27 protein-coding genes are annotated in these 25583 nt (G+C 38.0%); 8 read left to right on the forward strand and 19 right to left on the reverse strand.

Annotation, left to right across the window (positions count from 1 at the left end; genetic code table 11):
* Positions 1 to 382 precede the first annotated feature (382 nt).
* Positions 383 to 1363 carry a GlxA family transcriptional regulator gene (locus tag ACOXY8_RS07935; protein ID WP_458331033.1) on the reverse strand — a complete coding sequence of 327 codons (981 nt, stop codon included), beginning with the start codon at positions 1361 to 1363 and terminating at the stop codon, positions 383 to 385.
* Positions 1364 to 1506: 143 nt separating this feature from the next.
* On the opposite strand from ACOXY8_RS07935, the gene ACOXY8_RS07940 reads away from it, so the two are divergent.
* Positions 1507 to 1953 carry an SRPBCC family protein gene (locus ACOXY8_RS07940; RefSeq protein ID WP_458331034.1) on the forward strand — a complete coding sequence of 149 codons (447 nt, stop codon included), beginning with the start codon at positions 1507 to 1509 and terminating at the stop codon, positions 1951 to 1953.
* 58 nt (positions 1954 to 2011) lie between these two features.
* Positions 2012 to 2509 (forward strand): SRPBCC family protein, encoded by a 498-nt coding sequence (locus ACOXY8_RS07945; protein ID WP_458331035.1) that lies wholly within the window; start codon positions 2012 to 2014, stop codon positions 2507 to 2509.
* A gap of 499 nt (positions 2510 to 3008) precedes the next feature.
* Here ACOXY8_RS07945 and ACOXY8_RS07950 read toward each other — a convergent pair whose 3' ends face one another.
* From ACOXY8_RS07950 to ACOXY8_RS07965, 4 genes are all read right to left on the reverse strand, one after another.
* Positions 3009 to 3566, reverse strand: coding sequence for a DUF1579 family protein (locus tag ACOXY8_RS07950; protein ID WP_458331036.1), 558 nt, complete (start codon positions 3564 to 3566; stop codon positions 3009 to 3011).
* A 194-nt stretch (positions 3567 to 3760) separates the two neighbouring features.
* Entirely contained in the window at positions 3761 to 5509 is a 1749-nt protein-coding gene (locus tag ACOXY8_RS07955; protein WP_458331037.1) for a CocE/NonD family hydrolase, read from the reverse strand.
* Between the two features lie 329 nt (positions 5510 to 5838).
* On the reverse strand, positions 5839 to 6393 hold the full coding sequence (locus tag ACOXY8_RS07960) for a dihydrofolate reductase family protein (RefSeq protein WP_458331038.1): 555 nt from the start codon (positions 6391 to 6393) through the stop codon (positions 5839 to 5841).
* Between the two features lie 87 nt (positions 6394 to 6480).
* Positions 6481 to 7491: a serine hydrolase domain-containing protein gene (locus ACOXY8_RS07965; protein WP_458331039.1), complete on the reverse strand. Its 1011-nt coding sequence runs from the start codon at positions 7489 to 7491 to the stop codon at positions 6481 to 6483.
* A 1-nt stretch (position 7492) separates the two neighbouring features.
* Here ACOXY8_RS07965 and ACOXY8_RS07970 point away from each other — a divergent pair, with 1 nt between their 5' ends.
* Positions 7493 to 7693, forward strand: a complete 201-nt coding sequence (locus tag ACOXY8_RS07970) for a hypothetical protein (RefSeq protein WP_458331041.1) — start codon at positions 7493 to 7495, stop codon at positions 7691 to 7693.
* A 194-nt stretch (positions 7694 to 7887) separates the two neighbouring features.
* Here the strand turns inward: ACOXY8_RS07970 and ACOXY8_RS07975 are convergent, their stop codons facing one another.
* From ACOXY8_RS07975 to ACOXY8_RS08040, 14 genes are all read right to left on the reverse strand, one after another.
* Positions 7888 to 8979 carry a mechanosensitive ion channel family protein gene (locus ACOXY8_RS07975; protein WP_458331042.1) on the reverse strand — a complete coding sequence of 364 codons (1092 nt, stop codon included), beginning with the start codon at positions 8977 to 8979 and terminating at the stop codon, positions 7888 to 7890.
* A gap of 334 nt (positions 8980 to 9313) precedes the next feature.
* Positions 9314 to 10480: a porin gene (locus tag ACOXY8_RS07980; RefSeq protein WP_458331043.1), complete on the reverse strand. Its 1167-nt coding sequence runs from the start codon at positions 10478 to 10480 to the stop codon at positions 9314 to 9316.
* Positions 10480 to 10923 (reverse strand): PepSY-like domain-containing protein, encoded by a 444-nt coding sequence (locus tag ACOXY8_RS07985; protein ID WP_458331044.1) that lies wholly within the window; start codon positions 10921 to 10923, stop codon positions 10480 to 10482. Before ACOXY8_RS07985 ends, ACOXY8_RS07980 begins: the two co-directional genes overlap by 1 nt.
* A gap of 75 nt (positions 10924 to 10998) precedes the next feature.
* Positions 10999 to 12285, reverse strand: a complete 1287-nt coding sequence (locus ACOXY8_RS07990; RefSeq protein WP_458331045.1) for a sensor histidine kinase — start codon at positions 12283 to 12285, stop codon at positions 10999 to 11001.
* Complete coding sequence (locus tag ACOXY8_RS07995) at positions 12272 to 12958, reverse strand: response regulator transcription factor (protein ID WP_458331046.1); 687 nt, start codon at positions 12956 to 12958, stop codon at positions 12272 to 12274. The genes ACOXY8_RS07990 and ACOXY8_RS07995 overlap by 14 nt, the downstream gene beginning before the upstream one ends.
* Positions 12959 to 13173: 215 nt before the next feature.
* Positions 13174 to 13923: a carbon-nitrogen hydrolase family protein gene (locus tag ACOXY8_RS08000; RefSeq protein ID WP_458331047.1), complete on the reverse strand. Its 750-nt coding sequence runs from the start codon at positions 13921 to 13923 to the stop codon at positions 13174 to 13176.
* 385 nt (positions 13924 to 14308) lie between these two features.
* Complete coding sequence (locus ACOXY8_RS08005; protein WP_458331048.1) at positions 14309 to 14611, reverse strand: type II toxin-antitoxin system RelE/ParE family toxin; 303 nt, start codon at positions 14609 to 14611, stop codon at positions 14309 to 14311.
* Positions 14608 to 14850 carry a type II toxin-antitoxin system ParD family antitoxin gene (locus ACOXY8_RS08010; protein ID WP_458331049.1) on the reverse strand — a complete coding sequence of 81 codons (243 nt, stop codon included), beginning with the start codon at positions 14848 to 14850 and terminating at the stop codon, positions 14608 to 14610. The genes ACOXY8_RS08005 and ACOXY8_RS08010 overlap by 4 nt, the downstream gene beginning before the upstream one ends.
* A 679-nt stretch (positions 14851 to 15529) precedes the next feature.
* Positions 15530 to 16774, reverse strand: a complete 1245-nt coding sequence (locus tag ACOXY8_RS08015) for an NAD(P)/FAD-dependent oxidoreductase (protein WP_458331050.1) — start codon at positions 16772 to 16774, stop codon at positions 15530 to 15532.
* 302 nt (positions 16775 to 17076) lie between these two features.
* Positions 17077 to 17709 (reverse strand): YdeI/OmpD-associated family protein, encoded by a 633-nt coding sequence (locus ACOXY8_RS08020; RefSeq protein WP_458331051.1) that lies wholly within the window; start codon positions 17707 to 17709, stop codon positions 17077 to 17079.
* A 32-nt stretch (positions 17710 to 17741) separates the two neighbouring features.
* Positions 17742 to 18110: a DMT family protein gene (locus tag ACOXY8_RS08025; protein WP_458331052.1), complete on the reverse strand. Its 369-nt coding sequence runs from the start codon at positions 18108 to 18110 to the stop codon at positions 17742 to 17744.
* A 65-nt stretch (positions 18111 to 18175) separates the two neighbouring features.
* The gene (locus ACOXY8_RS08030; RefSeq protein ID WP_458331053.1) at positions 18176 to 19105 is read right to left on the reverse strand and encodes a TraB/GumN family protein; all 930 of its coding nucleotides are present in this window, start codon (positions 19103 to 19105) and stop codon (positions 18176 to 18178) included.
* Complete coding sequence (locus ACOXY8_RS08035; protein ID WP_458331054.1) at positions 19098 to 20258, reverse strand: homogentisate 1,2-dioxygenase; 1161 nt, start codon at positions 20256 to 20258, stop codon at positions 19098 to 19100. The genes ACOXY8_RS08030 and ACOXY8_RS08035 overlap by 8 nt, the downstream gene beginning before the upstream one ends.
* A 12-nt stretch (positions 20259 to 20270) precedes the next feature.
* The gene (locus ACOXY8_RS08040; RefSeq protein WP_458331055.1) at positions 20271 to 21911 is read right to left on the reverse strand and encodes a S41 family peptidase; all 1641 of its coding nucleotides are present in this window, start codon (positions 21909 to 21911) and stop codon (positions 20271 to 20273) included.
* Between the two features lie 346 nt (positions 21912 to 22257).
* Here ACOXY8_RS08040 and ACOXY8_RS08045 point away from each other — a divergent pair, with 346 nt between their 5' ends.
* The 5 genes from ACOXY8_RS08045 to ACOXY8_RS08065 all read left to right on the forward strand — a co-directional run bounded on the left by ACOXY8_RS08045 (position 22258) and on the right by ACOXY8_RS08065 (position 25541).
* Entirely contained in the window at positions 22258 to 23022 is a 765-nt protein-coding gene (locus ACOXY8_RS08045; protein WP_458331056.1) for an iron-sulfur cluster repair di-iron protein, read from the forward strand.
* Between the two features lies 1 nt (position 23023).
* Positions 23024 to 23443: a Holliday junction resolvase RuvX gene (gene ruvX, locus ACOXY8_RS08050; RefSeq protein WP_458331057.1), complete on the forward strand. Its 420-nt coding sequence runs from the start codon at positions 23024 to 23026 to the stop codon at positions 23441 to 23443.
* Positions 23440 to 23991 carry a peptide deformylase gene (def, locus tag ACOXY8_RS08055; RefSeq protein WP_458331058.1) on the forward strand — a complete coding sequence of 184 codons (552 nt, stop codon included), beginning with the start codon at positions 23440 to 23442 and terminating at the stop codon, positions 23989 to 23991. Before ruvX ends, def begins: the two co-directional genes overlap by 4 nt.
* 296 nt (positions 23992 to 24287) lie before the next feature.
* Complete coding sequence (locus tag ACOXY8_RS08060; protein ID WP_458331059.1) at positions 24288 to 24986, forward strand: hypothetical protein; 699 nt, start codon at positions 24288 to 24290, stop codon at positions 24984 to 24986.
* A gap of 114 nt (positions 24987 to 25100) precedes the next feature.
* On the forward strand, positions 25101 to 25541 hold the full coding sequence (locus tag ACOXY8_RS08065; protein ID WP_458331060.1) for a hypothetical protein: 441 nt from the start codon (positions 25101 to 25103) through the stop codon (positions 25539 to 25541).
* Positions 25542 to 25583: the final 42 nt, after the last annotated feature.

The following is a 25583-nucleotide window of genomic DNA, read 5'->3' on the forward strand; positions in this document are numbered from 1 at the left end:
CTTGGTTGTGTTAATGAAATGTTAAGGAATTTTTGAGTGAGACTTAGATGAAAGCCCTTAAATGATTTTTTAAATCAAAAAAGATTAAAACTCTGATAATGAATAATTTCAAATCCCTATTTATCGAATTATTCTTCTTGAAAATGGATGAAATTAAAGTAGTTGATTATGTATCAACCAAAATTTTTATTAACTGAATTCCATGAAAAAAATATTGCGTTTTTGGAAAAGCGGGAGGTTTGGATTTGACAATTTGGAAATATCCCAGTAAACGAAAAAATACAATGCTTATCTCTCACAAACCACTATCAATTTGTGGGGGAGCCAACCATTTTGCAAAATTAGACCTAATTTAGGCGAAGACCTTTCTAGTACAAAATCTTCAACTAATTGCTTTCTTATTATATCTGCTCCTATATTCCAAAGGAGACAATCCAGTGATCTTCTTAAATACTTCACGAAATGCCTTTGTATCTGAATAACCCACTTCATACATCACTTCATTAATCGTTTTTTGGTTTGTTTCAAACGCCTTTTTAGCCGCTTCAATTTTAACTCTCTGAATATACTCCACAGGTGTGTTATCTGTTGCCTTAATAAACCTCCTGTCAAAATTTCGTCTGCCTACTGCAAGTCTCGATGATAAATCCTGAATAGATATTTTTTCATGTATGTTACTTTCGATATAGGTTTGAGCCTGCATCACTATTTCGTCACCATGTGATTTCTGTCCAGAAAATATAATAAAGGATGATTGGCTTTGTCTGTCCATTTCAATCTGAAATACTTTCGAACAAAAAATTGCCGTTTGTCTATCATAATATTTCTCAACCAAATAGATAATAAGATTCAGAAATGAATAGGCTCCTCCATTTGTATAAATACCATTTTCATCAGTAATCAACCTGTCGGTTTGTACCTTCACTTCAGGAAACATATTCCTGAATGTGTCTGCAAATGCCCAATGTGTAGAACAGGTTTTTCCATTGAGCAAGCCTGATGAAGCAAGCAAAAAAGCTCCTGTGCAGATACTGGCTATTTCCACACCGTTCTTATAGCCCTTCTCAATCCATTCAATCAAAGGCTTATTGGTCTCCACCGTATTCCGAAAATTATGATTTAGTGAAGGAATGACAATGAGGTCTGTTTTAGTAATCGCAGATATATGGGTATGTGGTTGCACAGTAATTAAACCGCCATGGAAATCTACCTTTTCAGAAAGGCCGGCCAATTCAATTTTGAATAATTCACCCTTCCCTTTTTCTTTCCAGTATGCATTAGCTCTGGTGAAAATCTTATAGGCACCAACTATACTACTCAAATTATTTTCCCCATCTGGAACAAGTATGGTTAAATGTTTCATTGCATTGATCTTTTGTTACAAAAATAAAGAAATCACCCTGTCCAAATCAACCCGCTAAAATGTCTATTTAACACCCCAATTATCTTCAATCTTGACCTTAGATTTGCAACATATAAGTTAAGTAATCAAAAAGCTTTAAGAAAATGACATCATCTGATTTCACACTCACACTATTAACAGATCAATCGCCAAATACTGTATTTCAGGCTATTAATAATGTGCGTGCTTGGTGGTCGGGATATTACTCAGAAGAATTTATTGGAAATACTGAAGAACTCAGTGATGAATTCAGCTTCCACGCGGGTGAAGGCCTGCATTTCAGTAAGCAAAAGATCGTAGAGTTAACCCCTAACAAAAAAGTAGTTTGGCTTATTACGGAAAGTAAACTCAGTTTCCTTGAGAAAACTGACGAATGGACTGGAACAAAAGTAATTTTTGAAATCTCAAAAGAAGGGGACAAAACCCAATTAGTTTTTACCCATCTGGGCTTAACTCCCCAAAAAGAGTGCTATAACAACTGCGCTCCAGCATGGACACAGTATCTGCAGAATAAATTGCTTCAATTGATTAACGCAGAAAAAATGAATTAATAATGATTAGCATTTCACAGCAGGAAAATCTAATGGAAACAACCTAAATAATAATACGATGATAGAGAGTAAAAATTTCACAACAACTATTCTGGTAGACCAACATCCTCAAACGGTATTCAATGCGATTAAAAACTTCCGGGCATGGTGGTCTGAGGAAATTCAAGGCATTACAGATAAACTCAACGAAACATTCTTCTATCACTACAAGGACGTGCATTTGTGTAAAATAAAGCTTATTGAAACAGTGCCCTTCGAAAAACTCATTTATCAGGTTGTTGATAACCACTTCAGCTTTACCAAAGACAAAAGCGAATGGATAAATACCAAACTCATTTTTGCTATTTCCGAAGAAGGTGAAAAGACAAAAATGCAATTCACACATGAGGGATTGGTGCCTACATACGAATGCTACGATGTTTGCCATGATGCATGGACAAGCTATATCCAAGGGAGTTTGCAGAGTTTGATTGCCAGCGGAAAAGGAAAACCAAACCCTAAAGAAGGTGGTCTTAATGCCGAGTTAGTTGAAAAATGGGGCCTGCCTAGAAAGTAGTTGTTTGTGAATTTTTAATACAATAGCACTCTAAATTCTAAAGGTGGAATTGTTTAATGCCTCCGCCGTAGAGATATACAAGATTATTTCGCCGTCTGCTGGATTAAAGTTTAATTTCTATTATCGCATTCCACAGTAGAAATAGAGTTCATCAATACTTTTGCAATTTTTTTGAGGCTTGTTTTTATGATCAATAGGTGTGACAAAAATACGACAGGTACAATAAATGCAGATACCCCAACGGCAATATCTAAATTATATCCTCTAGGATTATCCCAAAAGAAGCTATTACTGTTTGGTAGAAGAAGGAAAATTAGCAAAAAGACACAAATTGAATAGAAGGCAAAAGAATTAAAAGTTATGAGCAAGTAAATTATGCTTCGTAAGATTAAGATAGAAAATGAGGTAACCTATGGAAATTGAAAGCAGTAATTCCCAACCAAATTCAACTATTTGATTCTGATTTACTTAAAGTGTTCCTAGTTGGCCGTTTCAGGTATTAAACTTTTCTAATCAATTTATACTGAACAGTTTTTATTTCAGGCTTATCGCCTTCTTTATCAAAGCTCTCAATCAATAGTATGTTGTTGTCCACAAAGGTTATTACTTGCTTAACATTAATGGTGCTTTTCGAAACTGGATTTGTCAGAGTACCAAGTAATATCGCTGAATTTGTATTCTCGTTCCAATCGCCATACAAACTCAATGTACCCGTACCCATATTTGTAATGGTGGTCAATGCCATTTTCTTGTCTGTATTATTAAATCCCAAAGTCATCATAGCCTGATACTCCATCCCCATCATTAACCCTTGTTGCTTCATTTCCAAAAACCTCCCGCCAAGTAGCATTTGATGTTCGGAATCTACCGTAATGACAGTAGGTTCATTGCCTTCACCCATCGACATGGTAATTTCCATCGTAAAGCTTCCTGTATATTGTGAAAGCAAGGAATGTATGGCCGATGGAGTCATATACTCAGCCCATGGATCTTGATCTTGTGCATTCATTATTGTGCTGGTAAATAATAAGAATAAAAAAACTAGTATTGCTTTCATCGTTAACTTGGGTTTGGTTGGAAGTTTATTTTACATCCAATGCGCCCTGTATTCAACCTAAATGACCCATTTTAATTAGCTAAAAGCAATTATCTTGGGCTTCCTGAGAAAATTAGGAAAATTTAGGTTTACAGGGATGACTAGCATGCCTATCTCATCCGTACGAATAAAGCAATATATTATCTGATTAACAATTATTTATCTCTATAAATAGGGACTTCCACAAAACTCGTATTGTACCATTTTACCATCATAGGCTCACCTGCATCATTTATTGATTCTTTGCTCACCTCTTTGCCTGAGCCATAATTTAGTTCAGAAAATGGGTTCTTATTAACATTAATGTACACAAGCAAGCGACTTCCTTTCCTTAATTTCTTACTTACCAAATGTGTATTTGAAAACGAGATATTGACAATTTCATTTGGAGGCAGTAGACTTCTTTCTGTTATATCCTTAGCGTAACTGGCACGTCCGATGATATATGATAAATGAAATAATTCGCCATTAGGCATCACTTCATAGAGGGTAACTCCAAAATCTAAATCCTGCTTATTCGTACTGAGATGTAGCTCTCCGATAAATGAGCCGTTGACCAAAATAGCTTCTTCGAATGGTTCGCTAATAAAATTAAACCCATTACTCAAATCCATTTCCTTTCGAATTATTGGGTCAGGATAATAATTGTTGTTACTTATTTCTCGATTAGCAAAATCCACTTCTTGAGACAGGAAAGCCGGCTTTATGGGTCGCTCGTTTTTTAATGAATAAATATCATCGCTTTTATCTGTGGTCAAGTATAATTTCAAATTCTCATTGCTCATTTGCTCTATAGAAGGGGCACTTCGCCATTCATTCGCTCCCATCACTTGATAATTGATTTTATCTTTTAATATTTCGGGCTTCTCTCCCTTGTAAAAGATATATTCAAACCATTCATACGTTAACTGATTCGTGTTAATTAAAGCATCTGCATCAACTTTATAGCCGTTTATTTCTTCTGCCCCATTGTTTTGAGCTCCGAAGTGACTGTATGGTCCAATAATTAAATAGTGCTCTGCATTTGCATTGTATTTATAATGCTCACGTAAATAATACAATCCGGAATTTTGTGAGTCATTGTAATATCCATCAATCGAAAGAACCGGGATATCAATTTGAGCAAAATCTTCTTTGTAAGGTGCCATTTGCTGCCAATATTCATCAAATGAGGGGTGGCTTATCCATCGTTGAAACCACTTATTTGGAGTTCCGTCAATACTGTCTAACTGATTGTATGCCGCTCCAATTTCCCACCATTTAAACATCATATTTCTAAACCGCTGTCTATCATTTCCAGCAATTGTGTCTAAATATTTATTGTTGCCTACATAAAATGCCCATTCATAATTTGGGTTAATGAAAACGTTATTCTCCATAGGCAAACCCATGCCCGGTCTATTAGCTACATAAGGAACGATCGTTTTAAGTGCTGGGTGAAGCTTTTTGGCCGAAGCCCATTGCGTAAAGCCATTGTAACTTCCGCCAAACATTCCTATGCGTCCGTCACACCATTCTTGTTTACTAATCCAGTCTATTACATCGTATGTATCGTTAGCATCATGTTCGTAAGGCCATATTTCTTCAGGGCTTAAGTATTTGCCTCTTGCATAAGTTATTACGCCTACATAGCCCTCATCTACAGATTGCTTTAATGACCTTAGATCCCTCCCGCTATTTCGCACATAAATGGTGCTCTGTAAGATCACAGGTTTTGGCGTACTCTCGTTATTTTTCCGCACAATAATCGCAGAAATGATTGCTCCATCCCTTGTTTCTATTAATGCATCTTGGATGAGATAATCTCCTTCTTGCGTCACTTCCTGCCCTTGAGTTGCCCTATTGCAACCAAACAGCACAAGTATAAATAAACCTACTATCCATTTCGTTTGGTTGCTTTTCATATAATATTCAGATTATCGAATGAGAACACCTTGCTACATTCCTTTGCTATTTGGTGGTAAGGACGGGCTTCAATCTTAATTAGTTTAAAACCCTACAGCATATTGTTGATCCGGATGAATAGATTTGTAGATGGAACTCAGATGCCCCTGCTTAATTCCCCAATAATTAAAAGCAATTGCATGGAGGACATGTAACATCTGTAACATCAAAAGCATAGAAAACTTTGATGCAGGAAAGTCATAGTAGACTTAAATAAGTTTATCAGACTTTGAGGGCACTTCTCAAAGCTTATGTATAATGCACTTTAAATTAGGTTTCACTCCAAAAATCAATTGTCTTGCTTTAGCCGGTAATTCAAAACGCTAATGCCACATTCAAACCCAATAGCTTTTATAAGCGTCAAGTTAGATTGTGCTTGAGCATTGAAAATTATTCTTCCCTTTCCAAGAATGACAGGATTAACAAAGAAATGAAATTCGTCTATCAACTGATGTTCTATTAGGCTTGCTACAAAATCAGCACCACCATAAACAATGATATCTTTACCTACTTGCTTTTTAAGCTTTGTAATTTCCTCTACTAAATCTCCAGTGGCTAAAGTGGTATTTTCCCAAATTGATTGTTTAAGGGTATTTGTAAATACTACTTTAGGTAATTTGTTGATGGTTTCAGCTCCCTCTTCTTGGGGGTTACTTGACCAATATGGAATAAACCCTTCGGCCAATTTTCTACCCAAAATTATGCAATCCACTGAGTCTGTTAATTGCCCTGCATAGTCTTTAAGTTGGGTATCCCAATTCCAGACCATCCAATCCATTTCTCCGTTAGGTCCGGCGATAAAACCATCAACGGACATTTGAACTTGCAATTTTATTTTGCGCATCTGTTTCATTATTTCAGCTATTTATACCTATCTGATAGAACGTCTTGCCTCAGTTTCACTGTGTATTCGACATTCTGTATTTATTTTCTACTCATTCACAGAAGTGGCACTTGTCTTCATTTTATTGATCATTTCAAACACTCCTTTTTGGGCTGATTCACTCCCACTATTTACCATGACAATATAGCCAATTAGACTCTTTCTGTCTATTTGTGCATAAGTAAAAAATGTTCCGTCGGACCCTGCATGTTCTGAAATTAGCTGATCATCTTTCGTATAATTTCCCCAGCCAATAGCATAGTCATCCTTTGCCGTAAACAAATGATTATACGTCTCAGGTCTCAAGAAATTCGTTTCGCCTGATAGCCCTTGCAAATGGAGTTGAATATATTTTGCATAACTATCGATATTCATACTTAAATCACCGGCCGGCTCTGCCATGCTCAAATCATAGGCAGTACTTGGCGGTACGGGGACTAACTTCCCATCTTCAAGCCAGTGCCCATAAGGTTCATTTTCAAAATTTCGATTGGGCCAACCGAAGACAACATCTATCTTCAATTTTCTTTCAAGCACTTCCGAAATCATTTCTTCCCAAGACTGCCCCGTAACCTTTTCAAGCATCAAAGCAGCAAGACTGTAACCGGCGTTAGAATAATTGAAGCTATTGCTGCTTTCTACTGGTGAAAGTGTCAATACATATTCCACAAATCCCTCCCGCTTTTCTTGTTTATCTCCTTTTAATGGCGGTAAATTCTGATACTCTACACCACTTGTAAAAGGCTGTATTTTAGCACGGTGAGTCAGTAAATCTTCCAAAGTAATCATTGAATATGCTGGATTTACTTTGTCTTTTACTTCCGGGAATAAATCGAAAAACTTTGTGTCCCATTTTACCAATTTGTCCTCGACTAATTTCGCTGCGACAAAACCAGTTATTGCTTTTGTATTTGAACCCAAATGAAAGTAGTCTTTAGGATTCACATTCGATTCGGTATCCAATTCTGTAATCTTATGATGACCCAATACACTTTTGATGATTATGCTGTCCTTTGTTACAATAGCAAAAGCCATTGCAGGAATGCTATCTTTCTCCATAATGCTTTTAGCAATTGCAGCAAAATCTTGCGCATATATTGGGCTTGAAAAAATAGTTAATGCTATGATTATTAGTGACTTAAAAACACCTCTATCAAATATTGAAAATACTGTTTTAGCCAATGAGCAATTAGAATTAACAATGAGACAATCCATTTATACTAAGTATGATCGATTAAAAATAGTAAATTTTTACGCTTAGCTTTGGTCCCTTGAAAAATGCGGGAGGTTTAGTCCTTTACAACTAGCTGTGGCCATAACTAATCATTTAGGATTACCAAGTAATCTCCCTTTATGGGTAGACAAATGGTTTTGGTTCCGCTTGATATTATAATATACTAATTACCCTATCTGTATTTCGTATATTAAGAACCCTGAAGCTGTGTTAAATCCTCATCATGTTTGTTGGCTTTGCTTTTCCGTCGCCTTTGTATTTGGGAAAATTACTTTCTCTGGATGTTTCTTTAGCTCAACCATCACGGCATCAAACAGGCGTTGCTTTACTTTGCCTGACTTTTTAGGTTCTACCAAGTATCGCACGATCACTTCCACCCAAGTATTGGTATGAGCTTTTAATATTACTGAAGGGTATTCATTTACCTCTAATTCATCTACAGGAGTATCTTTCAATATGACTTTAAAACGCTTTACTCGCTTCACCATTGCTTCCCCTATTTCGATTTCTACTATTCGCTTTATGGTTTCACTGGTAAACTTGAAATCGCTTTCGTAAGAGATAAAAAGGCTCAGTTCATTCCAGATGAAAGGGAATAATGGCCATGAATAATTATAAACATATTCGCTAAATACTTTTGAGTTAGCGAATCTTATAATACGTCCGCTAGGATGGTCGCCAGACAAGTAATCACCATTAAATTCCCATAAAGTAGTATCGATATAGCTTACATTTATGACATCGCCATACACATTGCCAATGCGTATGCGGTCACCTACCTCGAAGGGCTTTCGAATTAGTATATAGAGCCATCCAAAAAAACTGGTAATGGGATTTTGGAGCGCAAAACCGAGAATTAGGGACACGATACCAAATGAAACCATCGTTGCATACCAATTGGCAAATAGCAGCGAAAGGATAATACCTAGTATGAGGATGATTGCAAACAAGTCTGCAATTCGGTTGAAATTAAAGACAGTGGTTTTATCTTCTATTTTGCGACCAAATACCTTTTTCAGAAGCCTTGTAGCCGTCAACACGAGAGAAATCAACATGACCGCCAGCACCACTTTTTGCGCCAGTGGAATATAAATGCTGGAAATGGGTAATCGTTTCCAGCCCAATAGAAAATATATGACTCCACATACTAGAAATATGATGGTCGTTAGGCCAAGCAAAGGTGCCTCTTTTTCTAAAGCAACCGCATTTTCCTTCTGCGGAGCTATTGCGTTTTCGCTCAAAGCTCTCTGTACTTTCTCATCCTTTATTATGGCTTCTAATTCTTTATCTTCTACAGGCTCTGAATTTTCCATACATGATTTTTAGATAGGGATGTCATATTTATCTTTTTAAATATAGCCTTTGCTTCCTTACAAACCCATTGATAAATCAAGATGCTATGTAAAAGTGTGGTAGAATGATTCAGCATATTTTCATTCAATGGGATTGAAAATATATTGTTCATCGAATTCTACGTCATGTGTTTTCTACAATTTCAGGTATGCATTAAAGGTTTACAGATTACATTTCCTCCTTATCGGTAGTTCGACATTGTAAATGGCAAACAGTTGATTTTTGAGAAGCGAAACTAGCCTCATATATTCAATACCTAAAAAGGCAAAGTGTTTGATGCTGCTCCATCTGCAATTAAAACGTAAGCTGAGCCTGAAGTCGAACCAGACTTCCTGCTTGATGATTGACGGGAAGCTCAAAATCCTCATACCTACGGTCTGATATAGTATAGGCTACGACTAATTCAAAATAGTCAAATTGTTGCCATTCAACCCCAATTTCAGCATCCCTTACAGTATAGCTCCTTGCATCCAATTCATGTTTCTTTCCACCCTTATAATTCTGCAACCTTAAAAATGGAATAAGTCCATTCCCGGCATAATAGGAAAAAGTTACATAGCCTCCATTTAGTGGCTTTATCTCTATTGTGTCTGAATCTTTTTCAAACTCAGGCCCTCTTCCAAAATTATACTCAGTTTGAATGCCAAAAGGCTTGGGATACAATACAAAAGATAATGCAATTCGCTGATCAGGATAACCATCTTGATTTACATTTATTTTTGAGCTATGATTTCTTATCACATATTTACCCGAATAAGCTTGAATACCCGGTTCTATTATTTGCTTGCCCAAAACAATAGGATATGAAAAACGAGAAATAATATGGAACTGATTATTCAAATCAGGATGGTTGGAAGTCTGACCATTGTATATGCCTAATGCAAAGACACCAAAATCCCCTGAATGCTTATAAGGTTTGAGCTCCTTCATAAGGCTTCGGATCTCTTTGCTGGCCCAGTAAAAAAATATGCCCAAATCTCTCTCATCTTTTACCGCACTATTCAACGCATCATTGCGATCCAATGGGAGACGATCCCTACTGGATTGCATGTTTTCATATCCAAAAGGCACTTTACTTTGACCTATCCGAACTCTAAACGTATTGTATTTATCAATTCCTACATCAAAATAGGCATCCTTTACTTTAGCAATATGAATGGATTCACCAACGGATTTAGCAAAATCCGGCTGAAAGTACACATATATTCGGGGGCTAATTTGCCCATAAAACTTGATGCGTAACCTGCGAAGTGAAAAGCCACCACCCGCTGCTCCCCAATATTCATCACATTGTTCACAGCCAAGATTTGAATTACTTTCAAACAATTTGTTATAGCGTACTTGCATATAGCCACCAAGGTGAATTTTGTCAAACCAATTTTCACCTTGATCATCACCATGCTGGGCAAAGCTTGGGATATACACAATCAATAGGAGAAGGAATAATAAGCAATATCGCATCAGTCAGCAGTTTTACTTACAACATTGCCTGCTTTGTCAAAAACCATCTTCCAGTCTTGTCGAAAAAGGCTGTTGAGCTCCATTTTGTACAGGATGCTACCTTGTTCAGATATACGTTCTAAATCATCAATTGAATAGCCCTTAAAGTCATTGTTGATTTTGCTCTTGATTTCGGTCGGCAACTCCTCTTTTGTAATCTCCTCTTTGTGTTTTATGACTGACCCATTAATGTCAAACCACAGCTCATGATCCTTATTCCACCCTGTTTCAAATTCTACTTTGTACTGTTTGCGCTCCATTTCCCACGCTATATCTGTCGCATCCGGAAATTGTGCATTGAATTGATTCAAAATTATTGAAGGAACTTGGCTTTGTGGAATATCTTGAGCCTTACAAACGCTAAATACTCCAATAGCGATAATGAATAAAACCTGCTTTTTCATTGGTATAAAAATTTAAATTATACCGCAAAGCAAATTATTGAATTAGGAAAGAGTTGGGAATGATATCTTGTAAAGTTAGGACTTGACAAACCGTACTGTAAAGCAGTGAATGCCATTGCTGTATTGGTAAGAAATCGGGTACTCATATAAGTCTACAATAGCTTTGACAATAGCTAAACCGAGACCGGTTCCGCTAGTTTCTGATCCTGATTTTTGGAACCTGAGAAATGCTTTTTGACTATCTAAACCTTGATCTTTCCCAGTGTTGCAAATAGATAAGGAATCTATAGAAAAATTAATTTCGACTGTCCCATTTTCAATATTATGTACAATCGCATTTTTCAGAAGATTTGATACTACAATATGTGCAAGTGTGGGGTCTATTAATACATCTAAACTGCTGGCTTGAGAAACAGATATTTTAATGTTGTTATGCGTTGCAATGTCTTCTATTTCGTGGAGTACTTGATGTACAATCGAATCAATTGAAACCTGCTGCTGATTGAAATATTGCTTGTTGTCTATTTTAGAAAGCAAAAGCAATGATTTATTTAAGCGAATCAAACGTTGGACAATCAGGAAAATTTCGGCAATTTTTTCCGCATGTTTGGTGCTAAGATCATTGTTTTCTAACAACAATTCCAGCTTATTGGAAATCATGGCTAAGGGTGTTTGCAATTCATGCGAAGCATTTCCAATAAACTCCTTTTGCAGATTAAAAGTAGTAATACTGTGCTGTAATAAAGTGCTGACGGCTACCTGCAAATCTGTAAACTCTTTTGTCTTTGAACTCGCTTCCGGCAGTTTTTCACTGCTGCCAAGTCGATAACTTTTAAGCTGATTAAGATAATGATAAAAGGGTCGCCAGAGTTTTTTTAATACCAAATTGTTCGTTAAAACAATACCCAAAATAAGTATTAAATAAAGCCATATCACATCCCAAAATAGCTCATTGATCAAGTCATCTTCCTCTACCATAGAGTTAGCCACTTTTAGCATATAATAGTGACCATTAATCTCAAAAGCCGTTGTGAGCATTCTGACGGGCTCAGGCTCTGGCGCTTGATCATCCGCATCTTGCATATAAATAATGGTGTCTTGATAGCGGTCTTTGATAGCAAAGGCCATTTGTTTTTCTATGGAGGAAATGCTAAAGAAGCTTTCATCAAAGTAATTCTTGGTTAAAATGGATGAATCCATTTTTGCGTTTTGAATAATTAGCCGTTTGTAGTTTTCTAAACCTTCATCTATACTGCTTTTTATTTCGCCGAGCATATTCACATAAAAAACTGCGGCCCAAATGGTAACAATAGCTAAAATTGAAATAGACAAATACTTTAGCGACTGGTTATGGAGCTTCATTTCCTGTCAATTTATAACCAACCCCATAAATAGATTCAATTTCAATGTCGGCATTAGCTTCGTTCAATCTTTTACGAAGATTTTTGATTTGATAGTAAACAAAATTCAGGTTGTCTTCTTGGTCAGTATAATCTCCCCATACATGTTCTGCCAAAGCTGCTTTAGTCACCAATCTGTTTTTGTTAAGCAAAAAATAGTAAAGCATATCCAATTCTTTACGATTGAGCGGAATTTCCTCTCCATTAACAAATAGCTGTCGCTCACTTATGTCCAAAGCAAGGTTAGCAAATGTTATTAAGCTTTTGCCATTAAAGTCTTTCCTGCGTAGGACAGCTTTTACGCGGGCATTAAGTTCTGCCAGATGAAAGGGCTTCGTAAGGTAGTCATCTGCCCCCAAGGCTAAGCCCGCAAGCTTGTCATCTAGCGAGTCTTTAGCCGATATAATTATGACATTCTCGCTTTTTCCCTCTTTCTTTAATGCGCCCAAAATGTCCAGACCACTGCCATTTGGCAACATTATGTCTAGCAAAATACAATTGTATTCGTAGATAAATATCTTTTCAATTGCGCTATGATAATCTGTAGCAACCTCTACAATGAATTTTTCCTTTTCAAGTGATTCCCGAATGCTTTGTATCAATTGCTCTTCGTCTTCTATTACTAAAATTTTCATACAATAAACTTGTTTTAGAATCTTGGAAAGAATTGGGAACGGATATCAAACGACGCGTATTAATACATAACTACCTACATCAATTTATTCAATGTCAGACACAATTATACATTGTGTAATTCTACGGATTGAGCTTTAATGAAGCAAATTTATTAAAGTGGCTCATTAAAGGATAAAACAATACACAAGCTGTATCCAAAAGCTCATATTAGTTATCATACTTTTTGAATGTTGGATAACGCTTTTCGACTCCATTTGCCATTAACCTTTTCAACCAACAATATGCCTGAATCAGGTTCATTCATATTGGCAATCAATCGTCCATCTCTATCCCAAAACCCACTTTTCCCACCTGCTTCCACTTCCCATGATTTTCCTGTGTAATTGGACATTAATACATGCATTGAATGCTTCGCTGCATAGCTCGAAAGTATATTATAGGCACGCAGCATTTCATGAGGTTCGAAAAATATACTTGCCAAATAGATCGAAACATCATTCTTTTTTGCATTCTCAGGATGCGTTGGATTATTTATATCAGCACAGATAGCTAACGATAAGCGCTCATTTTCAATCGCTATTATTGGATTGTAATCAAAAGATGATTGATAAATTTTGTCTTCAGTAGTATGCAAAAACTGTTTTGTGTATATCGATAGGCTAGCGTCCGGCTTGATGATAAAAGCACCAATATATAAGTCATTATTAATTTGAATGGGTGCCCCGGCAATGACGATGATTTTATATTTAACAGATAGTTCTCTTAAGCCATTTAGTCTTAAATCGTTCTCGTTAAAAATTAACTCTTTAACCTTTTCTGTTTTGTATCCTGTGATAGATAATTCAGGGAATAAAATTAAGTCTGCCCCATTACTTGCGGCCAATTCAATCTTGGCGTAGTGTTCATCCAAATTCTTCTGAATATCAAAGCGGAAGGAATTTGTTTGTGCAGACGCTAAAATCACTTTTTATTTATTAATTGAGATCAAATGAGCTGTGGCATTCTTGCATTGGCGGCATGGTAAAGAGACTATTTAGTTCCTATCAGATTAGGAACATCCTCTCCGTAAGTAAAGGTAAGTAATTGACGATTCCCATTTAAATTTTTTAGAAAATGTCCTCTCAAGAATGGCAATTTGCTGAAATGGAAGATAATTATCCTCCTGTCTATTTCATTCAATAGAGTGTAAAACAAATCGTTCATCGAACTCTACATCATGTGTTTTAAGCAATTTCAGATATGCCTTGCCCGAAAGGTTTACAGATTACATTTCCAGTCGGATTACAAATCCTCCTTATCGGTTGTTCGACATTGCAAATGGCGAACAGTTGGCATTGTGGTAGTTTAATTTATTTCAGTCGTTTTTTTACATCCATTCTTTGATGTAATATTCTAACGATTTCTACAATTTCATTCTCAACTTTTCTATAAAAAATCAGATGCGATTTGATTTTCATTACTCTATAGTTTTTTCGAGTTTGCTCTACAGATTTTCCAGTCAAATAGTTATCTGCAATAAATTCAATCTCTCCGATTATTAAATCATAATATCTATCGGCTTGTTCTTTAGACCATTTATTAAAAGTATAAATCCAAATAGTATTTAAATCATCAATCGCTTGTTTACTTATTCGGTATTTGTTTTTACTCATACCTTTTGACGATGTAATTCAGCTAGATTTTCCTTTGGGTCAAAATTTTCAACAAATCCGCTTTGTTCGCCAACTTCAAGAGCTTTAATCAGCTCTCTTTCTTTTTTTTCTTCCCGTTCCAAAAGTCGCAAGGCTGAACGAATAACTTCGCTAACAGAACCATATCTTCCGGATTTTACTTCTTCTCTAATGAACTCCTCAAAATGATTTCCGAGTGATATTGATGTGTTTTTTCCCATTTTGCCTATGATTTTACTCAAATGTACCAAATCTTGGTAACGTAGCCAAATTGCACACAACGATCATGCTAAGGCATGTACTGCTTAGACCATAAAGCATTTTGTTATCGTCAAAGTTGAGGTTTACGATTGCGCGAAGTCAGCATTTGCTTTAGCTATTGTGGTGCGGTCGTGCTTTTTTACTTTTTCTTCTTCTTCTTTTCTCTTCAAACCATTATTGTCTGTTCTAGATGGGAATCAATATATCCTCTGATCATGTTTGATCTCTGTTCGGAATTTGTAATCCGGAGCCAATGAAGATACTCTACGAAAGTGCGGTAGAATGATTCAGCATATTTTCATTCAATGGGATGGAAGATATATTCTTCATCGAACTCTACATCATGTGTTTTAAGCAATTTCAGATATGCCTTGCCCGAAAGGTTTACAGATTACATTTCCAGTCGGATTACAAATCCTCCTTGTCGGTAGTTCGACATTGCAAATGGCAAACGGTTGGCTATTGTACAATGTCCCGTTTGGGACAATTATGGGTAGGAAATTGTGGAATTAGGTGAATCAGCGTGCCGTTAGGTACGCTCTATGATTTTTGAGGTGCGAAACCATTTTTATATGTTGTTCACCTAAACACAGTATTTAATGGCTATCTTTTATTCTACCTATAGATACTCGTTATGGGTCACTTATTCTCTTTAATTATAATTCTCAATGCGGTATTTTTGGTGATATACGCCCAAGTCCAGTTAATAAAAACAATAAGTTTGTTGCGTACACTAAGAATTAGCATTAAGTGTAAAAACATCCATATTAACCATGCAAAAAACCCTTTTAAATGTACAAAAGGTAAATCTACAACTGATTTATTCTTTCCAATTGTAGCCATGGTTCCTAAATCTTTGTACTCATACTCTTTTAAAGGTTTTGCTAATTCAATTCTTTTTAGATTCTGAGCCAAATTTTTCCCTTGATTAATGGCAACATTGGCTAGTTGAGGGTGACCTGTCGGGTAATTAGGCGTTTCCATATAAGCCATGTCGCCCAAAACAAATATGTTTTCACTGTTATCTAACTTATTAACTCGGTCTACCTTCAATCTATTCCCTCTCCTAATAGCTTCTTTTGGTATGCCTGCCATTGAATTGGCAATAATTCCCGCAGCCCATATAACGAATTTCGTCTTTAAAACTTTACCGGTATCGGTTGTCAATGTTTCGCCATCATAAGATTTTACGATTGTTTCCGTGAATACCTCTACACCTAGTTTTTTCAAGTATCTCCTTGAATCACTTTGGCTTTTTTCACTCATGCTGTTAAGCGTATTTTTACTTCCTTCAATCAAATATATTTTAAGCCTTGAAAAGTCGATTCTGTGGAAATCTCTTGGTAGAATATTTTCTTTAATTTCTGCGAAAGAACCAGCCAATTCGACGCCTGTTGGTCCAGCTCCAACAATTACAATGTTTAATAATTCCTCTTTTGCATTATCCGAGTCGTTAATGATATCTTCAAAATTCTGTAATACTTGGTTTCTAATTGTGATGGCATCATAGGTTGATTTCAATGTGTAGGCATGTTTACTAATCTCATCATTTCCGAAGAAATTTGTACTGCAGCCCATCGCAAGGATTAGATAGTCATAATTGAATTCGCCAATCGAAGTATGGAGTTTATTATTCTTAACATCAACATTATTGACATTGGCGAGCCTTATGCGTATCTCCTTATTTTTTCTAAAAATATATCGGAAGGGGAATGAAATACTAGAAGGCTCAAGCTGAGAAGTTGCAACTTGGTAAAACAATGGCTGAAACTGATGATGGTTTAGTTTGTCAATTAAAAAAACCTCAAATAACTCTGTGTCAATTTCTTTTAGAAACGATATTCCAGCAAACCCTCCACCAACGATCACAATTTTTTTCTTCATATTCGGTGTCATTTTGGCCTCCTATGTATAACGATGAAAAATATAAAAAGTAAAGTTTTTTCTAGCTTAACTTTCTTTATGTGTAAAGTTTTTATTGCAGTTTTATTGCTCCATTTTCATCGTTAATCACTGCTCATTTAATTAATAATTGAGACCTAAGTCGATTATGAAAGATGTAAAAATACACGTCTGCCGATGTAGGTGTGCTCTATGAATTTTGGGGATTACGAGTACAATTCTTAATAAGCGAATAGTCCTATAACAAACTCTCAAATAAATTTGTCTTGGGTTAAAAAAATGTGCTAGAGCAATTTCTTTAGCTTCTCTACACTCTTCTTCAGCCTATCATTTTTTGTCTCCTCGCGTTTAGCTGTGGTGATCCATTCAATCATTTCTTTCTGATTGGTGAAGGAAAGGGCTTGGAAATTGGCCATTGCTATGGGTTCCTTTTCTAGGAGGGTTTTGAACTCCTTGGGTAGGTGGACAACCCTATTTTTCTGGTCGATATATGGGTTCTCATCTACTTTACTACGAACTTCTGCTCTCCATTTTTTTAGCGTCATTCCCTTTTTCTTGCGAAAACCAAATGCCGACCAGTTATTATCAAAGGCTACTAAGGTCAGTGGCTTCATTTCAATATTTTCCACGGATTCCCAACCATTATCTCGTGTAAGGTCGCTTTGGATACCAGTAGATTTTTTAAGAAACAAAATCCAAATAAGCCCATCGTCCTTCACCGCTTGATAGGCCTGCTGGAAATAATTTTTGAGCTTAAGGGAATGGAGGGCAAAAAAAAGCAAAACATCTGCAGTATTTGCGGTAAAATCCCTCGATACCCCTAAACCCAAGGTGGCCCTAAAACTGGCAGGAGGCTCAAATTGAATCACCTTCATTCCTGCTTTTATTTTCAGTTTTTTGGCTAATGATTCATTCATAAGATGAAGTTAAGAAAAAATGCTATTATACCTTATTTCTTGAACATGAAATAAACGGCCAATATTAAAAACACAAAGCCAATCAGGTGATTGGTGCGGAATTGCTCTGTCTTGAAAAAGAAGAGCGAAAACACCACAAATACCAGCAGCGTGATGACCTCTTGCGCCACTTTCAATTGCAGTAAGGTGAAGGGACCGCCGTTTTCCTTAAAGCCGATTCTGTTGGCTGGCACCATTAAAGTATATTCGAAAAAGGCAATGCCCCATGAAATCAGAATGATCCCAAACAGGCCAAGGTTTGCCGACCATTTCATTTGGGAAAATTTGAGATGACCATACCAAGCGAAGGTCATAAAAGTATTGGAAAGCAATAACAATAAGATAGTAAATAAGCCCTTCATAAAAATTGATTAAAGGGCGCAAATCTAAGCTAATTTCTTTTGAGGCAATGACTTAAGGTAGATAATTATTCGGCAGAATTCGGCTCCACTTTGTTCTCCTCCAAATAATCTATAAGCGCTTGTGGAAGTGGATGGCTGAGCGCTATTGGCTCTACAATAAATCCTTGCTGCTTGAGCAATTCATTCACACCAAATTCGCCAATGAGGTGACCGGTACCTACTGCTACAAAACTGGGCTCGCGCAGCAATTCTACTAATTGCGGTGCCCAATAGGTGTTGCGCTCCACGGCCATTTTGCTTGCTCCTCCCACCGATTTTTTCATTGCCGCAATGTCGCCTTCGAGGTATTCACCAAAGAGCTTGGCACTGCTCAACATTTGTCTTTCGGCTAATATATCCAAATTGTAATGTTTACTAGAGCGGGCATATTTTCGGTAATATCTTAATATCCGCTTTTCGTCAGGCTCCAATCCGAGTACAGGAATCTCGTTTTCTCTGGCCAATGCTTCGAGTTGTGCTTCCATGCGCATAAGGCTATCGGAAAATCGCAAGGAAAACATTCTACCATACATGAAATAAGGCCTTGTTTTGAGTAATGCTTGTTTTGCGGCTTGGGAACCTCCAATATTCTCGTCCAGATACTTTTGGAAACTTTCCTTTGTGCTACGGTTTAGCTTATCCATGACCGTTTTCTTGCCTCTGTATCGAGTGACCTTATATGCTTTTCTGCTAAACCTAGTATTGCTTGGAATCCCGATCTCCGTAATAAGGCGGGTGGATTTTGCCATCGCTTCTTTTACCTCCCGCGGCACTTCGTACCAACCTTCGGGATAGGTGTGAAAAGTGCCCAGGAGATACGATTCTGCTTTGGTTTCGGGATGGATCACTTTATAATAAATAGACTCATCTTGCGCCTCCAATTGCAAAGGGAGCCACAAAATGAGTCCAATTAATGTAATTTTATAAAAGCTATTTTGCTCGAAAAATCTACTCATTCCAACTCATTGGGTAATTTTGGTCTAAATATTCTCTAGCCTCCTTGGTAATAAATAGAGGTCTGAAAGTATCTAACATCACCGCATATTCCTTTGTTTCTTTTGCACCGATGCTTTTCTCCACCGTGCCTGGATGTGGCCCATGTGGCAATCCACCTGGATGCAATGTGAATGAACCTCTGTCGATTCCCTTGCGACTCATAAATTCGCCCTCGGCATAGTACAGCACCTCATCCGAATCGATATTGCTATGATTGTAAGGCGCAGGAATGGCGAGCGGATGGTAATCGAACAAGCGAGGCACGAAGGAGCAAATCACATAGCCTGCACTTTGGAAAGTCTGATGTACCGGAGGCGGCTGATGGATGCGACCCGTTATCGGCTCAAAGTCGTAAATTGACAGCGCATACGGATACAAATAGCCATCCCAACCTACCAAGTCGAATGGGCTATTCTCATAAATATAATGATGCAAATAGCCACCTTTTTTGATCTTCATGTGGTATTCGCCTTTGGCCGTTTCAGGCTCTAGCGACATAGGCGGACGTATATCGCGCTCGCAATAGGGCGAATGTTCCAGCAATTGCCCAAGCTCATTTCTATAACGACTTACTGTTTCGATGGGTGAAGCCGACTCTACGATGAGCAAGCGAAGTGGACCTTCTTGCCATTCGAATTTGTAAATGGTCGTACGCGGAATGACTACATAGTCGCCTTTGCGGACATCGAGCGTGCCGAATTGCGAATGTAGTTTGCCGTTGCCATCGTGAATATAGATCAACTCATCGGCTTCGGCATTTTTGTAGTAATAATCGGTTTTGCGTTCCGATGGCATACAAATCCCCATTGCCACATCTTGATTTTTCATCAGGATTTTGCGGGCGCTTAGGTAATCTGTGCCGGTATTGGTGACGCCACTTGTATTGAGGTGCGTTTGCAGCAGCGGATACTCCTTGTCTATTTCACTATCCCACTTTTCTGGATAGAGCACTTTGGCTACTTTGGTGGGCGGTGTGATATGATAAAGGTTAGAATATATGCCTGAAAAGCCCCTTGAACTCACGAGCTCTTCTGCATACAAGCTGCCATCTTCTTGTCTGAATTGGGTATGCCTCTTGGGAGGTATTTGCCCAAGTTTGTGATAATAGGTCATGGTGTAATTATTTTATTTTTTGGCCAATACGCCTGCTTCTTCAAACAAGGTAAGACCAATCTTATAAACTTCATCCATGTTATTGATAATTGGGTAGAAACCCGCATCACCATAGATATTTTTGGCGATAAAGGCCTTTAAATAACCCGCTATCTTGTTTCTCGATTTATCGAAATCGCTTTGGCTAAACTCCACATTCTGCTTATTTGCCATTTGCAATAGCCTGTTCATCAGGTTCACATCTACTTTGAAATTTCGATCGAATTCACGGAATTCCATGTTTTTAAGTGCCGCACCTCTTTCGTCTACCACTTCAAGTGCTAGCTCGCGCATCACTTGTGAAGCGATAAGCCTATTGAGGTAAGCAGAATTTTGGCTGGTATCTAATGGCACAAAATGATCGGGCAATATGCCGCCACCGCCATATACCGGACGGCCACTCAGCGTTTCGAATTTTGGTTTGCCTTCGAACAGCGTGGTGTCGCTTTGGAAAAACTCTCCGTTGGACAAGCGATTGGCGATATCCTGGCTGTAAGCTGCGCGGCCATTTTCGTAGGAGCGCTGAATACTCCTCCCGCTCGGCGTGTAATATCGAGCGATGGTAAGTCGTAGCTCCGATTGATCGGCCAGTTTGATTGGGCGCTGTACGAGGCCTTTCCCAAACGATCTTCTACCTACAATCAATCCACGGTCATTATCTTGTATCGCTCCCGCCAATATTTCCGAAGCCGATGCCGAATATTCATCTACCAACAATACGAGCGGCCCTTCCTCGAACAAGCCATCTTTTATGGCATACGTATCTTTATCAAACATTTCCAGCTTTCCTTTTTGCGATACGATCAACATGGAGTTACCGAGCAATTCATCGGCGATGGCTTCGGCAGCACTTACATAGCCACCCGGATTTCCTTGCAAGTCCACCATCAGTTTGGTCATGCCGCGCGATTTCAAATCTGCCAGAGCAATTCTAAACTCCTCGCTGGTAGCTGCACCGAATGTGCTTATTTTGACATAGCCAATTTCGTCATTTACCATGTAGTGCACATCTACCGATTTCTGCGGGATTTTATCTCTTTGGATCGTTACGCTTAGCAATTCAGGTTCGTTTTTGCGCAGCAGACCCACATACACCGATGAGCCTCTTGGGCCACGTAGGGTTTCTACTATCTTTTGATTAGAATAATTTGCCCCGGCAATGGTATCGTCATCTACGGTAATAATTTTGTCGCCGAGCAAAACGCCGGCTTTTTCGGATGGACCATTGGGAACCACGCCCATGATGGTGAGCGTATCTCGAATCATATTAAACTCCACTCCTATTCCATCGAATGTGCCTTGGAGGTTTGCCGTGGCCAGTTCAGCATTTTTGGGCGGGAGGTAGGATGAGTGCGGATCCAGATTTTGCAATAATCCGCTAATGGCTTTTTCTACCAAATCATCGGTGTTTACCGAATCCACATATTCGCGGTCGAGATAGAAAAGGACTTCACGCAGTTTGAGCGTGTTTTTCATCACCGTTTCGGTAGAGTCGAGTTTGGGTTTGCTGAATTGGGCTCCTATTATAATCCCGGCTGCCAGTGCCAAGCCGACAAACAGCGGGAGGTTAATTGCGGTCTTCGTATTTTTAGTTTCGCTCACTTCGTTTTTCAAAAATTAGCTTCAAGATATAATATTGCCGTAAAAATGGAAAAGGTTGGGATGGTTGCTATAAACGCATTCCTCCCGCTTTTCGTTTGCTTGCGGCCAAGCTCTATGGCCTACAAATACTTAGGTATAGTACCACATTTCAAATTTATTGTTTAATTCTCGTAATAATTTCATTTTGATGCTGATTGGGCAATTTCACCCATCTGTGGTTTCAAGCAAAAATCGAACAGAATCTGAATAGCTTAGTTTTTCATCTACAATGATAAAAAATGCTCCATTGCACCGGGAAAATTAGAAAACTATGACCAATGGCAGACTTTTTTGTGGATGTAATCTCTATCTTTGTTGAATGGAAAATAATTCTTTCCCTTTAGGACAGCGCAAGATCAACGACTTAGTCAACGAAAACTATGTCTATGCCTCTGTGCTCTACTATTTTGGGGTGGGATTTTACGATTACGAAGACAAAACTCTGCGGGAGGTTTGCGATGCGCATGGCCTCAAGCTCGACCAAGTGGTGCAAAGCTTGGAAAATGTGACCAAAAAAGGGGAGGAATTCGATCTCTTTTTGCTGTCGTATCCTGTGCCATTGGTGATTGAGTATTTGAAACACACGCACCATGTTTTTGTCAAGAAAAAGCTTCCATTTATTGCGCAGCTGATCAACCATATTCAAGATAAGGATAAGCAAATGCAGGCCTTGATTGAAGACCTGAAGTTTGTATTTCCGCTTTTTGTGGAGGATTTTATCCATCATATTTACAAAGAAGAGGATACTTTCTTCACCTATATTATGGAGCTGGATACAGCGCTTAAGGGCAATTACAATCCCGGCAAACTCTTTTTCAATCTCAACAAGCACTCATTGCAGCGCTATGCCATCGAGCACGATGTGCATGACGATGAGATGGAAGGCATCCGCAATATTACCAACAATTACCAGCTGACGGACGATATGAGTTTGGAGCTGCGCGTATTGTATAGCGAGCTGCAGCACTTCGAGCAAATGCTGATAGTGCATGCCAAAGTGGAAAATGAAATCCTCTTTCCCAAGGCGTTGGAACTGGAACGACGTGCGCAACGCATGCTCGATGACCGCGTGAAACTCAACTAAGATGGGCAGATTGATGGCGATAGACTATGGTCTGAAAAGGGTAGGTATTGCCGTGACCGATCCATTGCAAATAATAGCCAGTCCGCTAGAAACCGTGCTCAGCAAGGATATTTTCACTTTTTTGAAAAAATACACTGCTACGGAGCAGGTGGATAAATTGGTGATTGGAAAAGCCATCGATTTGATGGGAAGAGATACGGATAGTACAGTGCCGGTGCAGAAATTTGTGGAGGAACTCGAAAAGCAGTTTCCGGGTTTGGCTTACGAATGGCACGACGAGCGCTATACCAGCAAAATGGCTATGCAAGCGATGATAGCGGGAGGAATGAGCAAGGCCAATAGACGAATTAAAGGAAATGTAGATAAAGTAAGCGCTGCGATTATATTGCAGTCTTACATGGAATCGAAAAGTAACTTATGATATTACCGATAGTAGCTTACGGCGACCCAGTTTTGAAGAAACTTGCGCAGGATATTCCGCAAGATAGCGCCGATTTGAAAAGCCTGATTGCAAATATGTTTGAAACGATGGAGCGTGCTCAAGGTGTTGGTTTGGCAGCTCCGCAAGTGGGCGAAGGAGTACGCCTGTTCGTAATCGATAGCACGCCTATGGTCGAGGACGAAGATGAATCGCCCATCCGCAAAGCCTTTATCAACCCCGTATTACTCGATGAGTTTGGCGATGAATGGGGCATGGAAGAAGGCTGCTTGAGCATCCCCGGCATCCGTGCGGATATTTACAGACCCGAGAAAGTGGGCATCAAATACTACGATGAAAACTGGCAAGAGGTAACTGAAGAACTGAGCGGCTATGCAGCCCGCATATTCCAGCACGAATACGATCACCTAGAAGGAATCCTCTTTACCGACTACCTAAGCGGCCTCAAAAAACGCCTACTCAAAACCAAGCTTATGGACATCACCAAAGGCAAAGTAGATGTGGACTATAGAATGCGCTTTATCAAATAAGCTTTCCACATTTCAGACAATATTCAAAAGAGCCGTTAGGGCTCTTTTTTTTTGGTTTGGGGTGGGGTGGATTGGGTAATTTGGAAGATTACCATAGCTTTATAAGCAAACGATGAAAAAAATTAATAATAGCCATGCTGGGATGATGGAATTAAACGGATTAGTTTCGTTAATACTTCTAAATTGGAGGGATTAACGCATTCATGCGTTAATGAAGATATTAGTGGTAATTTTGAAAAATGAGATCCATCCACAAAATAAATAGGAACGACACATTAAACTCTCTAAAATATTTAGTGAGACAATTATATGCTTTGCCGATTTTGTTAATTATTTCAATTCCTTTTGCTCATTACATAAAGGGTATGGACTGGGAAACTTCAAAGGAATTAGCTCCACTTTTTGCAATTATTGCAATTATTGTTTTCGAAGTGGTTCCTACTGCAATAATGCACTTAACGCACTATATTTCTAATAAAGACTTAATTGTTGAAATAGATAGAATTGAACAGACAATAACTTTTAAAAAGGATAAAGTCTATTCTTTTCATTTTAATGAATTGATGGTTGAATTACATACTCCAATTTACCACAAAAATAAAGTAGACAATATGAAGCGTTGGGTAACCCCTTGGTCTAACTATTCTTACCTTAAGGTGATTTCTAAGGATAATAAAGAATTTAATATTAGTTCTACATTAATAAGAACAGAAGAATTTCCTTTAGAAGTAGAAAAAACTTGGTTTTCAATATGGCCTTCAATCCATAAATGGTTCGTTGACCGACAGGCTATTATTAATGCTGAAATTGAGTCAAGAAGGGAAAAATTAAAAGTATGGAAAGAAAAATTCTCTGCTTTGAGCTTGAAGGAAATTGAAATTAAACTTGCTGATGCCAATAGGTTAAATGAATACCCAAGAATTGCTTTAATTGAACTGAAAAATGAAAAAAAAACCACTAAAATCACCAAAGAGCAAGAGGGCGGAAAGTACTAAATTGAAAGTGATTACTTTTAATTTACTTTGGTTGTGGCGGACAGTGAATCGGGTTTTAATGCCCGCCTGCTCTTAGCCCTGACCGTTGGCTACAAGACGAAATTAAGTTACTACATGAGAAATAAAGAATACTATAAAAAAATATACAACCTTAATTCTTGGAAAGGAATACATGTTGGACAACTTGCTTATACAAGGAATTTAGTAATTATACTAGCGACAGCTTCGCTAGGGTTTTCGCTGACTCTACTTTTTGACAAAAAATTAACTGACTGCGAACAACTTATAGCAACTAAAACAACTTGTGGACTTCTTTTAGCCTCAGTCTTTTGTGGACTCCTAATTGCCATCTTGGAATCTGAGAACTACAGATTAAAATATAAAATTGGGAGAAAGATTGAAAGTTGTCATGAGCAATTTGAAAACCTTCCCACGGAAATTGAAAGACTTCAAAACAAGTGTACATCATTAGAATCCAAAAATCGAATTCTCAACTATGTACAGTTGATCTTGTTTTTCACAGCAATGATAATATTGACAATAACTTTTATGTAATTTTTTTAAGTTGACAACTCCTTCTGACTTGAATTACTATGA

This window comes from Peijinzhouia sedimentorum, assembly GCF_049340005.1.
GTDB lineage: Bacteria > Bacteroidota > Bacteroidia > Cytophagales > Cyclobacteriaceae > CAXBDP01.